16 protein-coding genes are annotated in these 16,489 nt (G+C 35.5%); 7 read left to right on the forward strand and 9 right to left on the reverse strand.

Features of this window, described 5'->3' with window-relative positions; translation table 11 throughout:
* Positions 1-132: 132 nt before the first annotated feature.
* On the forward strand, positions 133-2,511 hold the full coding sequence (locus A0J48_RS10760; protein WP_411841128.1) for an ATP-binding cassette domain-containing protein: 2,379 nt from the start codon (positions 133-135) through the stop codon (positions 2,509-2,511).
* 59 nt (positions 2,512-2,570) lie between these two features.
* On the opposite strand, the gene A0J48_RS10765 is transcribed toward A0J48_RS10760, so the two are convergent.
* From A0J48_RS10765 to A0J48_RS10780, 4 genes are all read right to left on the reverse strand, one after another.
* On the reverse strand, positions 2,571-4,385 hold the full coding sequence (locus A0J48_RS10765; RefSeq protein ID WP_200322944.1) for a protein kinase domain-containing protein: 1,815 nt from the start codon (positions 4,383-4,385) through the stop codon (positions 2,571-2,573).
* 30 nt (positions 4,386-4,415) lie between these two features.
* Complete coding sequence (locus A0J48_RS10770) at positions 4,416-5,036, reverse strand: 2OG-Fe(II) oxygenase (protein WP_200322945.1); 621 nt, start codon at positions 5,034-5,036, stop codon at positions 4,416-4,418.
* Positions 5,037-5,112: 76 nt separating this feature from the next.
* Positions 5,113-5,982, reverse strand: a complete 870-nt coding sequence (locus A0J48_RS10775) for a fructosamine kinase family protein (RefSeq protein WP_200322964.1) — start codon at positions 5,980-5,982, stop codon at positions 5,113-5,115.
* 479 nt (positions 5,983-6,461) lie between these two features.
* Positions 6,462-7,739 (reverse strand): M16 family metallopeptidase, encoded by a 1,278-nt coding sequence (locus A0J48_RS10780; RefSeq protein ID WP_200322946.1) that lies wholly within the window; start codon positions 7,737-7,739, stop codon positions 6,462-6,464.
* Between the two features lie 388 nt (positions 7,740-8,127).
* Here A0J48_RS10780 and A0J48_RS10785 point away from each other — a divergent pair, with 388 nt between their 5' ends.
* The 4 genes from A0J48_RS10785 (at position 8,128) to A0J48_RS10800 (ending at position 10,990) form a co-directional block, all read left to right on the forward strand.
* Positions 8,128-8,988 carry a DUF4388 domain-containing protein gene (locus A0J48_RS10785; RefSeq protein ID WP_200322947.1) on the forward strand — a complete coding sequence of 287 codons (861 nt, stop codon included), beginning with the start codon at positions 8,128-8,130 and terminating at the stop codon, positions 8,986-8,988.
* Between the two features lie 350 nt (positions 8,989-9,338).
* The gene (locus A0J48_RS10790) at positions 9,339-9,806 is read left to right on the forward strand and encodes a hydrocarbon-binding protein (protein ID WP_200322948.1); all 468 of its coding nucleotides are present in this window, start codon (positions 9,339-9,341) and stop codon (positions 9,804-9,806) included.
* 87 nt (positions 9,807-9,893) lie between these two features.
* On the forward strand, positions 9,894-10,265 hold the full coding sequence (locus tag A0J48_RS10795; RefSeq protein ID WP_200322950.1) for a roadblock/LC7 domain-containing protein: 372 nt from the start codon (positions 9,894-9,896) through the stop codon (positions 10,263-10,265).
* 182 nt (positions 10,266-10,447) lie between these two features.
* Positions 10,448-10,990, forward strand: a complete 543-nt coding sequence (locus A0J48_RS10800) for a GTP-binding protein (protein ID WP_200322952.1) — start codon at positions 10,448-10,450, stop codon at positions 10,988-10,990.
* Positions 10,991-11,012: 22 nt separating this feature from the next.
* Here the strand turns inward: A0J48_RS10800 and A0J48_RS10805 are convergent, their stop codons facing one another.
* From A0J48_RS10805 to A0J48_RS10815, 3 genes are all read right to left on the reverse strand, one after another.
* Entirely contained in the window at positions 11,013-11,324 is a 312-nt protein-coding gene (locus A0J48_RS10805) for a YciI family protein (protein WP_200322954.1), read from the reverse strand.
* A 220-nt stretch (positions 11,325-11,544) separates the two neighbouring features.
* Positions 11,545-12,099, reverse strand: coding sequence for a hypothetical protein (locus A0J48_RS10810; protein ID WP_200322956.1), 555 nt, complete (start codon positions 12,097-12,099; stop codon positions 11,545-11,547).
* 15 nt (positions 12,100-12,114) lie between these two features.
* Positions 12,115-12,492, reverse strand: a complete 378-nt coding sequence (locus A0J48_RS10815) for a hypothetical protein (RefSeq protein WP_200322957.1) — start codon at positions 12,490-12,492, stop codon at positions 12,115-12,117.
* Positions 12,493-12,604: 112 nt separating this feature from the next.
* Between A0J48_RS10815 and A0J48_RS10820 the strand changes: the two genes are divergently transcribed.
* Positions 12,605-12,850: a type II toxin-antitoxin system HicB family antitoxin gene (locus tag A0J48_RS10820; protein ID WP_200322958.1), complete on the forward strand. Its 246-nt coding sequence runs from the start codon at positions 12,605-12,607 to the stop codon at positions 12,848-12,850.
* An 18-nt stretch (positions 12,851-12,868) separates the two neighbouring features.
* Positions 12,869-13,084 carry a type II toxin-antitoxin system HicA family toxin gene (locus tag A0J48_RS10825; RefSeq protein WP_200322959.1) on the forward strand — a complete coding sequence of 72 codons (216 nt, stop codon included), beginning with the start codon at positions 12,869-12,871 and terminating at the stop codon, positions 13,082-13,084.
* A gap of 16 nt (positions 13,085-13,100) precedes the next feature.
* On the opposite strand, the gene A0J48_RS10830 is transcribed toward A0J48_RS10825, so the two are convergent.
* Positions 13,101-16,244, reverse strand: a complete 3,144-nt coding sequence (locus A0J48_RS10830; protein WP_200322960.1) for an ATP-binding protein — start codon at positions 16,242-16,244, stop codon at positions 13,101-13,103.
* A gap of 60 nt (positions 16,245-16,304) precedes the next feature.
* Positions 16,305-16,489, reverse strand: a 185-nt coding sequence (locus A0J48_RS26890; protein ID WP_234300843.1) for a hypothetical protein, incomplete at its 5' end; no start/stop codon positions are given.

A 16,489-nucleotide genomic window follows, 5' to 3' on the forward strand; every position in this document is an offset into this window, starting at 1 on the left:
TTTGTTGACTTTTCGCTAATTTAGGTAAAATTTTCATTTATTTCTAGATGTTATCAACATTTTATACGTAAAATATTCTCAATCTTCTCTCAGGACACCGTAATTTAAATTACTTTTTATTACAAAATGTCTATGTCATACCAACCAGGACAGCATCCCACGGTTTTAGGTATAGATCCTTACCTAGAATTAAACAATCAAGGCAAAATTTTACACTTAAACTTACGGAAACCACAGCACATTTTGGGACGTGAACCCAATCTCGCAGACTTGGTTGTTCCTCAAGACTGGGAACTGGTTTCTCGTGTGCAAGCTGTGTTACGCAAGGAAGGTACAGAATATCGAATTTATGATGGTGATGGTCAAAAACCTAGTAGTAATAAACTTTATATTAATCATTCCTTGATTACTGCTACTCAAGGTTATTTGTTAACAAATGGTGCAGAGATTCATATTTCCCAAAATCCCCAGCAACTGATTCAAATTAGATATTTTAATCCTGCAACATCTCAGGGTATTACTACACCCAATAAACAGAGTATTTATTTAAACCAAAAGTCTGTTTTAATCGGACGTGATCCAACAGCAAATTTATATTTAGATGCGCCCACAATTTCCCGTCGTCATGCCATTATTGATAGTGATCATCAAGGACGTTATATTTTACAGGATTACAGCACTAACGGGGTTTTTGTTAATGGTCAACAAGTGATTGGAAAAGCCACTTTAACTAATGGTTCACAAATTCGCATTGGACCTTATACTTTAGTTTTACGTGATGATAATTTAGAAATATTAGACCAAGGTACTCACATCCGGTTAGAAGCACATAATTTGATTTTGGAAACAAATGGTAAACGCAGAATAGATGATTTATCTTTTGCTATTGAACCAGGACAATTTGTAGCTTTGGTGGGAGGAAGTGGTGCTGGTAAATCTACTTTAATGCGGACGCTGTTAGGAATTGAAAAAACTACTCAAGGAATAGTTTATTTGAATGGTGAAGATTTACAAAAAAACTTTAATTTGTACCGGACTCAAATTGGTTATGTTCCCCAAGATGATATTATTCATCGAGAATTAACAGTTGCTGAAGTTCTGACTTATGCTGCAAAGTTGCGTTTACCTCCTGATATTAATTTACAGCAAGTTGTAGAACAAGCATTAGCAGCAATTAAAATGAGTCATCGTCGTCACGCTTTAATTAGTGATCTTAGTGGTGGACAAAGAAAAAGAGTAAGTATCGGGGTAGAATTATTAGCAGATCCCAAATTATTCTTTTTAGATGAACCAACTTCAGGACTTGATCCAGGTTTGGATAAACAGATGATGCAGTTATTAAAAGAGTTAGCGCATCAGGGTGGAAGAACAGTTATTTTAGTGACTCATGCAACGGCAAATATTACAGCGTGCGATAGAATTGTATTTTTAGGCATAGGTGGAAAACTTTGTTATTTTGGTACTCCTCAAGACGCTTTGCAATTTTTCCAAGTTAAAGATTTTGCGGATATTTATATTAAGTTAGAAGATGAACAAGAGGCAATAAAATGTGTGCATAGATTTCGTCAATCTAGTTATTATCAAAAATATATCGCTAATCAATTAAATTCAGGAATACAACCACCATCAATAGCAATACCACCAAAACAGAAAGGAATTTCATTTTGGCAACAATGGCTGTTATTAACTCAACGTTCTGGTCAATTAATTTTACGAGATAAAATCAATCTTGCTTTAGCTCTTTTAACTGCTCCTATTGGTATTATTCTCATCACTTTAGCGATGAAAGATAAAACACCTTTTGTAGTAGGGGATGAATCAGATCCCGCTTTAGCATCTTTAGCTTTGCGTGTTTTGTTTGTATTTACCTGTGCTGGTTTATGGGTAGGCTTTTCTAGTTCTTTGCAAGAAATAGTCAAAGAATCTGCTATTTATTTACGAGAAAGATTAGTGAATTTAGGTTTATTTGCTTATCTGGGTTCTAAAATTGCAATTTTATCAGGTTTAGCATTATTACAAACTATACTAATTTTAATTGTGATTCTGATTGGTTTTAAATCTCCTAATCCTGAATTGATATCCTGGAATATGGGATTATTAATCACTAGCTTTTTGACTTTATTTGCTAGTTTTAGTTTAGGTTTATTAGTTTCGGCAATTGTCAAAAATAGCAGTCAAGCTAATAGTGCTTTACCGCTGTTGATTTTACCGCAAATCATTTTTTCAGGAGTGTTGTTTAAAACTGAAGGTATTGTCAGTAAACTTATATCATGGTTAACAATTAGTCGCTGGTCTGTTGGTGCTTATGGGACAATATTAAATGTTAATGCTTTAGTTCCAGAAGCAGTTAAATTACCAGATGGTAGCATAGTTCCTCAACCTTTTGAACCCACATCTGTCTATGATACAACCTGGGGAAATTTAAGTGTAAATTGGGGAATTCTATTATTACACGCGATGGTTTATTTGTTGATAACTTTGGGTTTGCAAAAGCGAAAAGATATTTTTTAAGTAGAATAAAATATATAGCAGTGCTAAACCCCTACAGTAAATTGGAAAAATAATTATTTTTAGAAATGCCTCAAATTATATCTTTCTTGATATTGATTAATAAATTCTGCATTTTCAATTTCTAATTTTGACAGCAACCTAACAGGAAATTGCTTTGGTGAATATTGGGGATTATACCAAGATTTTTGATTAAAGTAATCTTGCAAACCAGGAGTATCAAACCTGCGTCCATGAACTGCAAAAATTGTATTTCTCATAATATCCAATTCATAACCACTTTTACCTACTAAATCTGGTTCTGTAACTGGTCTTTGAGAAAGCCAGAAATAATTATTAGTATTACTATTTTTAGTATTTACTGGTGATGCTTCAGATATGGAAATCTTAAAAATTTCCTTGAAATATACCCGATCAGGTGATGTATTAGCGTCTTTACTAGCAAGCGCACAATAAGCATCTGAATTAACTTGTCCATAGGTTTTTAGGAAGTTTATACAATTAGTGCGATCGCTAAACCGACTAGCATATACTTCATATAAAAGCTTTCCTGATAGATTTGGATAATCTGGTATCCAAAATATCCCAGCTTGAGAATAACCTCTAACTTGTAAAGTTCTAACTTGTTGAGTAGCAGTTGGTAAATCTTTAAAGGCAGAATCAGCTACAAAATATGAATTATTGACTACAGATTTATCTGGTAATTTGCGATTAATTTGAGTCTGTGTTGTGTCAGTAAATTGAGATGAAGTATTTTTAGATGATTCTGTGTTTTTATCTTCCTGATTTGGTGATGAAGATTCTACTGAATCTTTAGTGGAAGATACAGTTGTGTTTGTGTTATTTTCAGATTTAACAGATGGAGATGGTTTATTAATAGCAAACCCAATAATAATAGAACCACCAATCAAACTACTAGCGATAAGACTAGGTAGAATCATTCCTGCTTTTTTATTATTCTGATTTTCTGGAGGAATGGTATTACCTGGATTAACTGTAACTGTATTTTGCAGTGGAGGAGCAATTATTGTTTGAGTAACTGGTGATTGACTATTACTAACTGACTTTATTTGCAACGCATTCAACATTTCTCTAGCAGATGCAAAACGTTCCCGTGGATGATAAGCTATAGCTTTATCAATTACTCCTGCTAAATGAGGATGAATATGACTGGCAAAATGTCGCCAAACTATTTCCGCTGTGTGCGGATCTGTTTCTAATTGTTGTGGTTGTTTACCAGTTAATAGATAAATTGCCGTTAAACCTAAACTATATAAATCACTGGCATAAACAGGTCTTCCTGCTGCTTGTTCACTGGGCATAAATCCCGGTGTACCAATCACAATTGAACTCGTAGGATTTCCTTGAGAATTTAACGCCGTTCCCATAGATTCTCGGACTGCACCAAAATCAATTAAGACTGGTTTACCATTACTATGGCGCAAAATTATGTTATCTGGTTTAATGTCACGATGTACTATATGTTGACCATGAACATACTCTAAAACAGGTAATATATTCACTAGTAATTCTTCAATTGCACTGGCAGTAAATAATCCCTGTTTTTGCATTTTCGCTGTTAAAGTATCTCCTTCTATCCACTCCTGCACTAAGTAAAACTCTCCCCCAGTAGAGAAATAAGCATATAAAGCGGGAATTTGATCCGATGCACTACCAAGTGTTTCTAAAATAGCTGCTTCTCTTTGGAATCTTTCTTTTACTAATTGATAAATCTGAGGATTATTTTGAATAGGTTTTAACTGTTTGACCACACAGAGGCGCTGTGATGGCATATTGGTATCTTGAGCGAGAAATGTTTCACCAAACCCACCAGATCCCAGGGTGCGGATGACTTGATAACGGTTGTTTAACAGCATTGTTTTTATGACTGGTAAGATGCAATATACTTAGTACCCATACTTTCGTTTTTTATTAGCAGATTGACTAGCTCTTGATTCTAAGGTAAATACTGGAATTTCTTCAAGTTCATCCTCAGTTAAATTATACTGCTCACAAACTAAACTTAAGCGATTTCCGGGAGTTTTGACTGCATTCACAGAATGGGTTAAATCACCTTGAAAGTAAACCAGAGTATTGCTTTGAGGTTTAACTTGTCCAACTTGGCGTTTAGGCGATTTTAGCACTAATTCTCCCCCCTCCATGTTTTCTGGTACTCGCACATAGAGAACACTAACAAGAAGAGGAGGTTCAATGGTTTTGCAGTAAGAACGCAGAGAGCGATCTATGTGTGGATCAACACGAGAACCTTCTTTTAAAAGTAAGGGATTGAGATAAAAAGCATTACAGTTTGGCTGGAGTGCTAAATCTAAATAAGGTTTAAAAAAGGGAAACTTTTGTGCAACTGTTGTTAATCCTTGACGTTGAAAAACTACAGAAAATCCTTTAGTGTTGATAAAGTCGCGGTTGAGATTGTTGACAGCAAAGTAAGGACTAGCTTGGATTTCTCCCCACAAATCATGCAAGTAGTTATTAGGTAAAACGTTGGTTTGTAATTGATAGTATTTCACATTCAGTAAATAAAAAGATTATAGGATTGGGGTGTAGTTAAAGATTAAACTATTGTTACCGCTGAAACCTGACATTTCAGACATTTTTCAAAATTCTCTCAATCATTCCATTTGCTTGGGAAGCATAACTACCACCAAACAAATTAAAATGATTTAAAATATGATAGAGATTATAAAGAGTTTTGCGTTGTTCATAACCATGTTCTAATGGAAATTCCTCTTCATAGCCTTGATAAAAAGCTACCGGAAAACCACCAAATAATTCTGTCATAGCAATATCAACTTCTCTATCACCAAAATAAGTAGCTGGATCAAAAATCACTGGTTCACCATCAATAGTAAATCCTGCATTTCCTCCCCATAAATCACCATGTACTAAGGAAGGTTGAACTTGATGATCTGCTAATAATTCTGGAATAGCTGTTAATAATTTATTTTCGAGAGGAAAACTTCCTCCCCGTCGCTTTGCTAATTGAAATTGATAACCTAAACGGTGTTGAGTATAGAATTCTATCCAATCAGATTTCCAAGTATTAATTTGGGGTATTGAACCGATAGTATTATTCATGTTCCAGCCAAACCCTTGGTTACTAATGGTTTTGTGCATTGCTGCTAAGTTACGCCCCATTTTTTGCCAAGAGTTGCTATTACCATCGGTCATTTCTAGCCATTCCAAAACTATATAACTAGAATTGCCAGTAGTTCCCCAACATAAAGGTTGAGGAACGCGGATAGTTTTGGTGTTATACATCTGTTGTAACCCAAGCATTTCTGCTGCAAACATCTCTCCTTGAGACGCTTGGTTAAGTTTGACAAAATAGGTTGATTTACCATTACTAATTGCATAACCTTGGTTAATACATCCACCACTGACAGAGGAATATTGGGAAGTTTTAAATTTCTGGTTAGTTACTTGGCTAATATGGTTATCAATTTCTTGCCAAATCATAGTTTTTTTATTTGTCAGTTGTCTGTTGTAGGGCTAAAGCGCAATTCTCACCAGTGTCAATTTAACGTAAAACCGATAGCCCGCAAGTAAATATATTTCCTTGCTAATAGCTAAAGTCATCTAAGAGGTTGTTTTAAAAGTTTGAGAGGTTATTTTCAACACTTCTAGATCCCCCCTAACCCCCCTTATTAAGGGGGAAACTAGATTCAAAGTCCCCCTTTTTAAGGGAGATTTAGGGGGATCTGAAAATCTTTGATACACCATCAGAGATTTTTCAAACATCCTCTAAAGATGACTAAATAACCTGAAAATTTTTTAGTCAACTTTAGTTTACTTTGGCTATTAGACCAGAATTTAAGTTACGGGTAGGTGTGTGTGTAAACCAACAGATAAGCCGAATGGGGGAATCTCGATAATACCTGAATAATGTACAAAAATCTTACAAGAATAGATTACCAAAGACTAATGACTCATGACTAAGCTGGTTTGATCACCACTACACCATAAGCATTGGGAGAAAGATATTTTTGTGCAGCTTGGATTAAATCATTTGCATCTTGTGCTTGGATATATTGGGGATAATTAAAAGCTGGTTCTAAGTCACCTATTAAAGATTGATAATAACCATACAATCCAGAGCGATCGCTTGGTGTCTCGTTGCCAAATATAAACCGATTTGCGACTCGTCTTTGTACACGGGTAATTTCTGATTCTTTGACTAATTCTGTTTGTAGTATTTGCAAATGTTCAATTATTGCTGTTTCTACTGCTGCTAAATCTTCCACTTCACATTTAGCGGAAATAGAAAATACTCCTTGCAACAGATGGTTCATGTTACTGACAGAAATTGAAGACACAAGTCCTCTTTCTTCTCGTAAATCATTGACTAATCTGGATGTGCGTCCATGTCCCAGAACACCTGCTAACACATCTAAAGAGTATGTTTCATGTAATTCCATCAGTCCAGGTACTCGCCACAGCATGATGATCCGGGCTTGTTGTAGACTTTCGTCAATAAATTCCCGACGGACAATTTCTGTAAATGCCGGTTCGGAGCTAACTGTTAATTGGGGATGATTAAATGTTGATTGATGACTGTGTTGATTAAATCCCTCAGCTACAATTTCTATTAATTCTTCAACTGGTAAATTACCTACTGCAACCGCAGTTATGGAAGATGGTTGATACCAGGTGTGATGAAAATCTCGCATTTGCTGGGGTGTAACCTGGGAAATTACTGTTTCAGGACCGAGTACCGGACGACGATACGGTAAAACATCAAAAGCAGTTTCCATTGTGCGCCGATAAATACGTCGGCGGGGATTATCTTCTGAACGTCTGATTTCTTCTAAAACTACTAACCTTTCTCTCTCAAAAGCATCATTAGGAATACTGGGATTACAAACAACATCTATTTGCAGTGGTGCTAATTCTGCAAAGTCTTTAGGTGCGGTTGTAATATAATAATGTGTATAGTCTTGACTAGTTGCCGCATTAGTCACAGCACCACGCTCTTCAATCCGACGTTCAAACTCCCCACTGCTTAGTCTTTCTGTTCCTTTAAAAACAATATGTTCTAAAAAGTGAGCCATGCCATTAATAGCATCTGACTCCACAGCAGAACCAATTTTTACCCATACATTCAGGTTAACTGCTTCTACTGGCATTTGCTCGGCGATGACAGTTAAACCGTTGGGTAGAGTACTCACTGTGGGGGCATTGAGGCGCGGTAATTTCAACAAAGTTGATGTCATTTGCTGCTGGTGAGGGCGATAGTACTTCTTCTATCTTATAACTCCCTTAATGCTGTAAATCACAAGTCTGAGATCGGCTAATTTTTAGAGAATTCGGGAAAGTCATCCGATTTTGGAGTTTGGACATTTGCGTACCGCAGTTGCACTATTTTCCATTGACACCAGGGAGCAATCCTGTGGCTTGTAACATCTAGGAATTATGGCTTCCAGTAGACTAACACGCCATCTCAAAATTTCCAACCCATGCTGACGGTACTTCCAGTAAGTATACTTATAATCTATAACACCTGTTTTTTACTGCACTTAAGTATATATTTTACACAAGTTTTACACACTTTATTTCTATATTTCTATATTATTGAATATGCGACTTCACAAAGGGTAAACTATGGCGATTTCAGGATTCCTCTCTGAACTTTCTCTACCAGAAATCTTTCAGCTACTAGAGCAAGGAAATAAAACAGGAAGACTAACCATTAAATCACACTTACCTAACTCATCTCTGCAAGACCCAATTTTTCACATTTGGTTTAAACAAGGACTGATTGTTGCTGCTGCTAATAGATTGGATGGACAGGGTTTATTATCCATCATCCAACAGCAAGGTTGGCTCAGTGCGCGTGCTGCGGCTCGAATTACAGATGTCTGTGCAACTAATCAACCCACAGGTTTATGTCTCAAATTACAAGGAGTATTGGAAGTACAACAATTAAAAATGTTATTTAGTTATCAAGTGCTTAATCAAGTTTGTAACCTATTTGAATTGCAAGATGGAGTGTTTCAGTTTGACCATAAAACGCCTATACCTACTTCAGAAATGACAGGTCTGACTGCTAAACCCAAAGAAGTCATACTCAAAGGTTTAAGGGTATTACGTAATTGGAAAATGCTGGAAGAGAAATTACCAGATCCAACTTGTGCTTTAGTCAGCAAAATTGATGACAAGCCTCAACTACCCTTAAATCCACTAGAATGGCAAATCTGGGAATTCACTAAAGGCACAGTTTCAATTACAGCGATCGCTCAACAGTTGGATGTACCTGTAGAAAAGATCCAACAAGCCGCATTTCGACTTATAGTTGTTGGTCTAGTAGAAGAAGTTCCCATTATTTTAGAAGCAGCAGATCAGCTATGTGAGTTAGAATCAACCATGCTTGACATACAATTTGAGTCGAACAAACAAGAAAGAGGTACAGTCAGTCAATCTTTTCTCAAGAGCCTGGTTGGATTTCTCAAAAACAGAATTTAATTTAGCTTTAAATCCAACATACCAGGACTCTACCGCTAATTTTTCAGCATCAACATCCGATTTGATTTTGGCAAAATTATATATCTGCTTTTCTCTGATGTTTCTCATCTCTTAACATCACACTGGTTTAACTCTTACCTGTTTTTACAAGAGGACAACATAAGGTATCACTCATCAAATAGTGTGCCTGTATAAATACCACATCTACATTGGTATGAATCAGAGCTTAAAAAAGATAAATGTCCACAACTTCTGCACAATCATTATTTATCTTTAAAACTAAGTTCAATTTCACAAAATACTTGTTCACAATATCCAAAATTTAGTGCATATACCTGGAGATTTAAATTATGTCAGTTTTCCGCAAAGAATTAGGTGATTTTAATAGTATTGTCTGCTTTAAGTCCGCTATTACAGGCATGGAAGAAGCTTTAGGAGAAAAAGCCACAGCCATTGCTCTCACTACAGCCGGTCGTAGTAGGGGGAAAAAGTTAGCTGAGGAATTAGGTTTAGCCGGAAGTTCAATGTCATTAGATGAAGCCGCAAATAAATTAAGAGTGGCTTTAGGTAAAGAAGGTACTCGTTTATGCATAATAGAAAAAATTGTCGCTGAAGGTGACATCATCAAAGTCTATACTTCTGAAACCTTTTGTTCTGCTGGTGAACCACTAAATTCACCCCGCAAGTGTACTTTTACGATGGGTGCAGTTTGGGGTGCTATTGAGCAACTAATTGGTAAACGATTAAGGGGAGTACAAACTGAATCTGTACTCAGAGGTGGTACTTATGATGTGTTTGAATTCACTTCTTTTGAGTAACAAATAGATGTTGCTTACATCTAGGTTGAGAATTCCTGATTCTCTGCCAATCTTCCACACACGCTAATATTAATAGAGAATTCTCAAATGGCAATTAACACGGAAAAACTGGGACTGATTTTGCAGAACTTTGTAACTGCAACTACTGATGTTCAAGGAGCAGCCCTTGTGACACCTGATGGTTTACCTTTAGCTACAAGCTTACCAGGTTCGATGGATGAAGAAAGAGTATCAGCAATGTCAGCATCCATGCTATCTTTAGGCGAACGCATAGGTATGGAATTAGCTAGAGGCACAGTTGAGCGTATCTTTGTAGAAGGCAATAAAGGCTTTGGGATTCTGACTGGTTGTGGTGAAGATGCTGTGTTACTAGTTTTAGCTAATGAAACCGCTAAACAAGGAATTTTGATGTTAGAAATTAAGCGTGTAATCGCTGAAATCAAATCAGTTTTGTTTTGATTGATAACTTATATCATGTTCGGTTGTCAGCTTTGTTGTTCGTCACAGACACCAATGATCATACCTGTGAGTGCTGGTAATTGGTAAATAACAATTACTAACCCATAATTTATATCCTCAGTGATAAGCCGGACTTGATATGAATTGAACTTAATATCTAAGAGATTGTTTGAGAAAAATATATGGAAATTATGCGCTTGGTTGTGACGGGAACAGTAGGAGCAGGTAAATCTACTTTCATCCGTTCTGTCAGTGAAATTGAAGTTGTAGATACAGATACCCGTGCAACTGATGAAACAGCATTATTGAAACAAAAAACTACTGTTGCATTTGATTTTGGTCGGTTGCAATTTGGTCCAGAGATGGCTTTACACCTTTATGGAACACCAGGTCAATCTCGCTTTGATTTTATGTGGGATATTTTAATTCGCAAAGCTCATGCTTATATTTTACTGATAGCAGCCCACCGTCCTGGTGAATTCCGGCAAGCACGTAAAATTATTCATTTTATGAATCAGCGAATGCAAATTCCAATGATTATTGGTCTAACCCACACTGACTGTCCTGGCGCTTGGAATGACGAAGATGTTTTCTTTGCTCTGGGATATATAGATGAAAAAAATCGTCCTCCTATGGTGAATGTAAACCCTACACAGACGGAATCTGTGGCTGAAGCTGTTATCACCCTAGTAGAACAATTGATGCAAAAAAATTATTGTCTGTAATTTGCACAAGAAACAAAATTAATTATTCCTGGGTCAAGCGATCGCTCCCTATATGTACATTCCACTCTACTACTCTCGCTGAGTCGGCTAACATTCCATCTCGCACACGAGGACTAGTATTAACTATTTTGTGGGCTTCTTCAACATTTTCTGCTTTGATTACCCATAATCCTGTGCCATCATGAGGTACAAATGGCCCACAACAAAGCAGAATTCCCTTGGCATATTGTTCCTGAAACCATGCCAGTTGGTCTTGATCATGTTCTGGATGTTCTTTTTTGTATTCGTAGTAGTTTGGAACAGTGGCCACAACAACAGCAAAAAGTTTGGACATAATTATTTGCACCTTTAAAAAATCTTTACTTGATAAAATAGTATATCTTAGCTGCTGGATTTTTTATTGCACTTTATTCACGGTGAATTGTAGTGTATGGTAATGTGTTTTAGGAGGTAACTATCGGCTGGTGATATGCTGGGATTTGCAAATCAATTTATATTTTCATGCTAATTCTTAGAGAATTTAGGTATCTTGTTTTTCAGTATCAACTTTTTACTTACTTAAATAATCCTATTGATTGTAAACTGCTTAGTAATTGAGCAATACCTTGTGCAGCTAGTCCAACACTAGTAGCTAAACCACCAGCAATTTGAATAATCTTTAGAAAATCACCAGACTTATCTTGTGCGTCATCTAAATCATCTTGACCATTTTGGATTTCAATTTTAATATTATTAACTATATGATCATTTTTATGGTTAAGAGAATCAAGCAAATTTTCCATTTTTTCAATACGCTGTTCTTGTGATTTGATGCGTTTTTTCAGATTCTCTAACTTACCATCCATTTGTGTTTTAACTTCACCAATTTTTTCTTTACACTCCTCAACATTAGTTTCACGAGTTTGAATTGCCGCTTCTACAGTAGCAATAATTTTGTTATCTGAATTTGCATAAACTCCTTTATGACTTTTGAGCATCTTCAATTTTTCTTGTAAACTTTCTATGTCTTCCTGATACTCTTTTTGCGATTCTCCGAGAGTTTCAATTTGTTTACCATAGTCTTTAACTTCTCTTTCTAAATCCTGGCGATCGCTATATTCTTGTGACATAATTCTTAACCTCAATTATTTATTGATTTTAATAATCATATCTTGTAAATCTGCCAAATCTATGCTATTTACAAAATCTATCATTATTTGGCAATCATGGGCAATATTTTTCAATGTTTCCGCTTCAGCATTAACAGTAAAATGTAATTGTGCTTTAGCAATTAATTGTGATAATTCCTGAAATTTTGATACAATTATTTCTTGTTCTTCTTGCATGGAAGTAACAGTTTTTAATGTTGAACTTCCAGACTTTTCTAATTCAGAAAACCAGTCTGGTGCTAAAATTAGTTCTTCATATATTTTTAATAGTTGTAAATAAGCATGATTGAACTTTATAGCCTGATTTGCTAAAGTCTCGTAAGATAAAACCAGATTTTTAACTGCTATATCCAAAATAATTTTCTCCCGATTACATTCTTCTGATTATATATTATGTTATAATACGATTGTCAAAGTTACAAAAATAATAATTTTACTCAAATAAAACAACAAGGAAATAGTAAAAATGCTGGCAACTTATATTGATAAAGCAATGGAATTAGCGGTTTATGAAATTATTGAAGATGATGGTACTTATTGGGGTGAAATTCCCGGTTTACAGGGAGTATGGGCAAATTATAAAACATTGTCAGGTTGTCAGCGTGAACTAAGAGAAGCTTTAAGTGATTGGTTAGCTTTGCGTTTGCGTTTAGGGTTAGATATTCCCGTGATTGAGGATATTAATTTAAATCAAATTACACAGCTAGTATAAAATTTAGTATAAAATAAAATGCCTAGATTAACACCTGTTTCTTGGAATAATTTGGTAAAACGTTTGCGTGAATTGGGGTTTGAAGGACCTTATGCTGGAGGGAGACATCCACAAATGCGACGCAGTGATGTAACTGTAATTATTCCTAATCCTCATGAGGGTGATATTAGTGTGGGTTTGTTATCAAGGTTGTTACGACAAGCGGGTGTTTCTAGAGAAGAATGGTTAGGATAATAAAATTTATTCCTAGTTATTTTACTCCTATTTGTAAATCATGTTTAACCTTATTGATTTTCGCTTGTTGAATAGCTAAACTCAAAACTCCCGTTAACTTCTCCTGTAATTCTTGTTTTTCATTTTGCAGACGCTTCAAATTATCTTTTAAACCTGATTCCTCAATATCAGTAATACGTCTTTGTTCATAATCAAGATTTTCTTTTAATTTTTGAATATCCGTAACTTGTGATTCTCTATCTAAAACCTGTGCTAAATTGAGAATCTGTTGTTGAATAGTTTGCATCTGACGAGATAATTTTTGCCAAAGTTGTTGATAATGACTACGACGAATACGGTTATTTGTATCCAATACCTTTTGATAATATTCGTCAAATATTCCTAATTTCAGATTTACCAAAGATTGTAATTCTACCAAATCAGTTAAAGTTAAATTAGCAGCAAGTTGCAAATATTTCAAACTGCGAATATTATTCGCATCAATTCGTCTATCTATTTGCAGTGATAATTCATCAGGAACGGGGTTTAAATCAAAACGTAACTCTCCAGCTAACCGATAAAAAATTTCCTGTTTTAAATTTGATAATAACAGTTGTAATTCTGTACAACCTTGGGAAACTTCCTGTAATTCCTCCCGAATATCAGTTAAACTTTGATTATGTTCTTTATATAAACGTTGATATTCTTGTAAAGCAGTGCTTAGTAAAGTTTCCTGACCTTTAATATACCAAGAACGGGATTTAATCACATCTTTAATTTTATCATTAGTAATCGAACTTTCTACCCCTAACTTCTCTTTAGCACTATTTTCATAAGGAATTTTTACCGGGTGGGGACGATACCAACCTTCCATATATAAGAAAGATTCACCGGGTTGCAAACGCGCAATTTCTTCCATTTGTGATTGGTCTAAAAGCATTGCTTGACCAATATCTTTTCTATCATCTGCTGACACCAAACGATGGGCAATTTTCACATTTGTATTTTTGACAACCTCTGCTGCTACTCCTGTGGGTAATTGGTCAGCAATAATAATAGATTCTCTTAATGCCCGCATTTCTGCTAACATTCTTGTAACATAATTTGCGGCTTCTTGTTTTGTATTTGCATCTTCAGCGGAAGAAGTACCTAAATTTCTCCCGACTAAATTATGTGCTTCTTCTAATAAGAGAATATGTTCAGGATTTCCATCTTTTTCTGTACGTTGACGTTTGATATATTCCCGAATTTTCGTTAGTAAAAAGAAAGTCATTAAATTCGCTTGGTCTTGGTTCAAATAATCTAACTCTAAAATTGTGGGATATTTCAATAAATCAGCAATTGTGGGACTACTGCGTTGAGTATTTAACATTGCACCTACACCACGTTTTAATAAACTACCAATTCTCACTTCTAAAGCAGTTTTCAGGTTAGATTTTACCTCACCTGCGTAATCTTTAGTTTCAAATAAAGCGGTGATTTTTTCATATAAATCCCGCATGGTAGGAATTGGTAAATTTTCTGGTGTTCCTTCTTCGCTTCCCGTCCATTCCCGGTCATAATATATTTCTTCCAATGCTTCGGAAAGTAAAGCAGGTAAGGGACCAGAAAGGGGTAAAGCACCACGAAAAGATGCTTCTAAATTAGAAATGTGTTCATAAAAAGGTACACCTGCGGAGACTTCAAAGGGATTAAAACGGAAAGGGGAAATTAAATCATTTCCTAAAGTGTAAACTCGTAATTCTTGGGTGAGAATTTTTAGAGATTTGAGAAATTCTATATCAGCACGAGTAAATTTACTCAGATTAGGATTGATAGCTAACAGTGAACGATATTCAGTTTTTGCAGGTTCAAAGACTAAAAACGGAATTTTATGACTCCATAACTGAGTGAGTAAATTAAAAGCTGTGGTGGTTTTTCCACTTCCAGGAACACCACAAATAAAAGCGTGTTTATTCAGTTGTTTTAATTCTATTTGGATTTTATTTTCTTCACCTCGACTGGTTTCATAACCACCAAAATCAATCCATTGTTTATCTTGTTCTAAACTGGTAATATCATTTTCTTGACTAATTCCCGCTACAGGTGCATCACTGGGAACGACTATCCGAAATAAACCGCTAATTTCATTTAATGTCGCATAACGGTGTAAAGGTTTTAAATCTAAAACGCGCACACTACCTTTACCTGTGATAGAGTCACCACCAAATTCTGCTTCTCCCAGTCCTCTATCCCATTCTTCCCAGTGGGTAGCGGTGGAAAGTTTTCCTGATTGGGTAGCTGCAAGACTGGCTGCAAATGTGGGATGATTAGGAGTGAGAATTACTGTGCGGTAGCGGCTTTTTTTCGTTCCACTTAATAATAATGTTCCTAAAACGCTGCGAACTGCTAACTCATTTTTACCCAAAACTTTGAAACTATAACGAAATAAACTTTCTGTCAGGTAGGAAGATTGATATTTCTCATAAATACGAGAAACTAATTGTGCGTTTCTGTCTCCTTCCCTAGCAGAACTCAAACTAGAACCACTACTAGCTTGTCGCAGTTGGGATAACATTTGATCTAGGGCGTTAATCCAACTCGATTTTTCTTGTAAGGTAGTAGTATCTGGTTGAAAAGTAATCTCTAGCATGAGGGGACTATTGAAGCGAGAAATTACTTGACAAACTACTAACATATCGTTAGCTTCATCTGCTTCTAATTGCAGTGGTACATAATAATTTGGTAGTCCTTTTGTATTGAGTGATGCTAAGGAATCTTTGGGACGGGTGCTGATAATTTCTTCGTGTTTTATTGCTTCACCAATACAGTCTACCCAATTGAGATTTTGCAGTTGGGGAACTTGTGATTGTAATTCGATTTTATAAAATTGGTTGAGAAATCCATCGGTGATAATTTTTTTAATATCTTCAGCAATTTGAGTTTCGGTATCTGGTGAAATAGGTTCTGATTGACTGACGACCAAGTAAATACCAAGTCGTTTATCGAAGGGTAAACCAGGTGTGTAGCGATAGCGAATGGAAAAGGTGAGGTTATACACTTTACCAATATCGCTGAGGAGAAGTAAGAAGTCTTTTTGACTGCTGAGGACTTTTTGACGTACTCCTTGGCCGTATTGGGAGATGTATTTTTGGGATTTTAAATCGGGGAGTTGGGGTATTTGGAATATGAGGGGGAACATGATTAAATATTAATTATGTTTATACAATTTTTTTAATTTTCTTTGATTATTAAGGCTCTTTTAATTAATATTGTTGATAAGCTTCAGTATTTTCTCTTTCTCTTTACAGAATTTTTCAATATCTTGTTCAATATTAGTTAGTTTTTGACTTAAATTTTTACATTCATTGTTTAAATTATCTTTGCTTTCTGAAAGGGCATTTATTTTTAAACTATAAGACCTCTTTTGATATTCAATTAAAATAC

Source organism: Sphaerospermopsis aphanizomenoides BCCUSP55 (assembly GCF_001586785.1).
Classification (GTDB): domain Bacteria; phylum Cyanobacteriota; class Cyanobacteriia; order Cyanobacteriales; family Nostocaceae; genus Sphaerospermopsis_A; species Sphaerospermopsis_A aphanizomenoides_A.

Bases quoted from the DNA above. Each gene is read 5' to 3' on its own strand.
- A0J48_RS10795 (WP_200322950.1), top strand. From the start codon at position 9,894: ATGGCAATTAACACGGAAAAACTGGGACTGATTTTGCAGAACTTTGTA.
- A0J48_RS10810 (WP_200322956.1), bottom strand. From the start codon at position 12,099: ATGTCACAAGAATATAGCGATCGCCAGGATTTAGAAAGAGAAGTTAAA.
- A0J48_RS10820 (WP_200322958.1), top strand. From the start codon at position 12,605: ATGCTGGCAACTTATATTGATAAAGCAATGGAATTAGCGGTTTATGAA.
- A0J48_RS10765 (WP_200322944.1), bottom strand. From the start codon at position 4,385: ATGCTGTTAAACAACCGTTATCAAGTCATCCGCACCCTGGGATCTGGT.
- A0J48_RS10805 (WP_200322954.1), bottom strand. From the start codon at position 11,324: ATGTCCAAACTTTTTGCTGTTGTTGTGGCCACTGTTCCAAACTACTAC.
- A0J48_RS10780 (WP_200322946.1), bottom strand. From the start codon at position 7,739: ATGACATCAACTTTGTTGAAATTACCGCGCCTCAATGCCCCCACAGTG.
- A0J48_RS10800 (WP_200322952.1), top strand. From the start codon at position 10,448: ATGGAAATTATGCGCTTGGTTGTGACGGGAACAGTAGGAGCAGGTAAA.
- A0J48_RS10830 (WP_200322960.1), bottom strand. From the start codon at position 16,244: ATGTTCCCCCTCATATTCCAAATACCCCAACTCCCCGATTTAAAATCC.
- A0J48_RS10825 (WP_200322959.1), top strand. From the start codon at position 12,869: ATGCCTAGATTAACACCTGTTTCTTGGAATAATTTGGTAAAACGTTTG.
- A0J48_RS10760 (WP_411841128.1), top strand. From the start codon at position 133: ATGTCATACCAACCAGGACAGCATCCCACGGTTTTAGGTATAGATCCT.
- A0J48_RS10790 (WP_200322948.1), top strand. From the start codon at position 9,339: ATGTCAGTTTTCCGCAAAGAATTAGGTGATTTTAATAGTATTGTCTGC.
- A0J48_RS10785 (WP_200322947.1), top strand. From the start codon at position 8,128: ATGGCGATTTCAGGATTCCTCTCTGAACTTTCTCTACCAGAAATCTTT.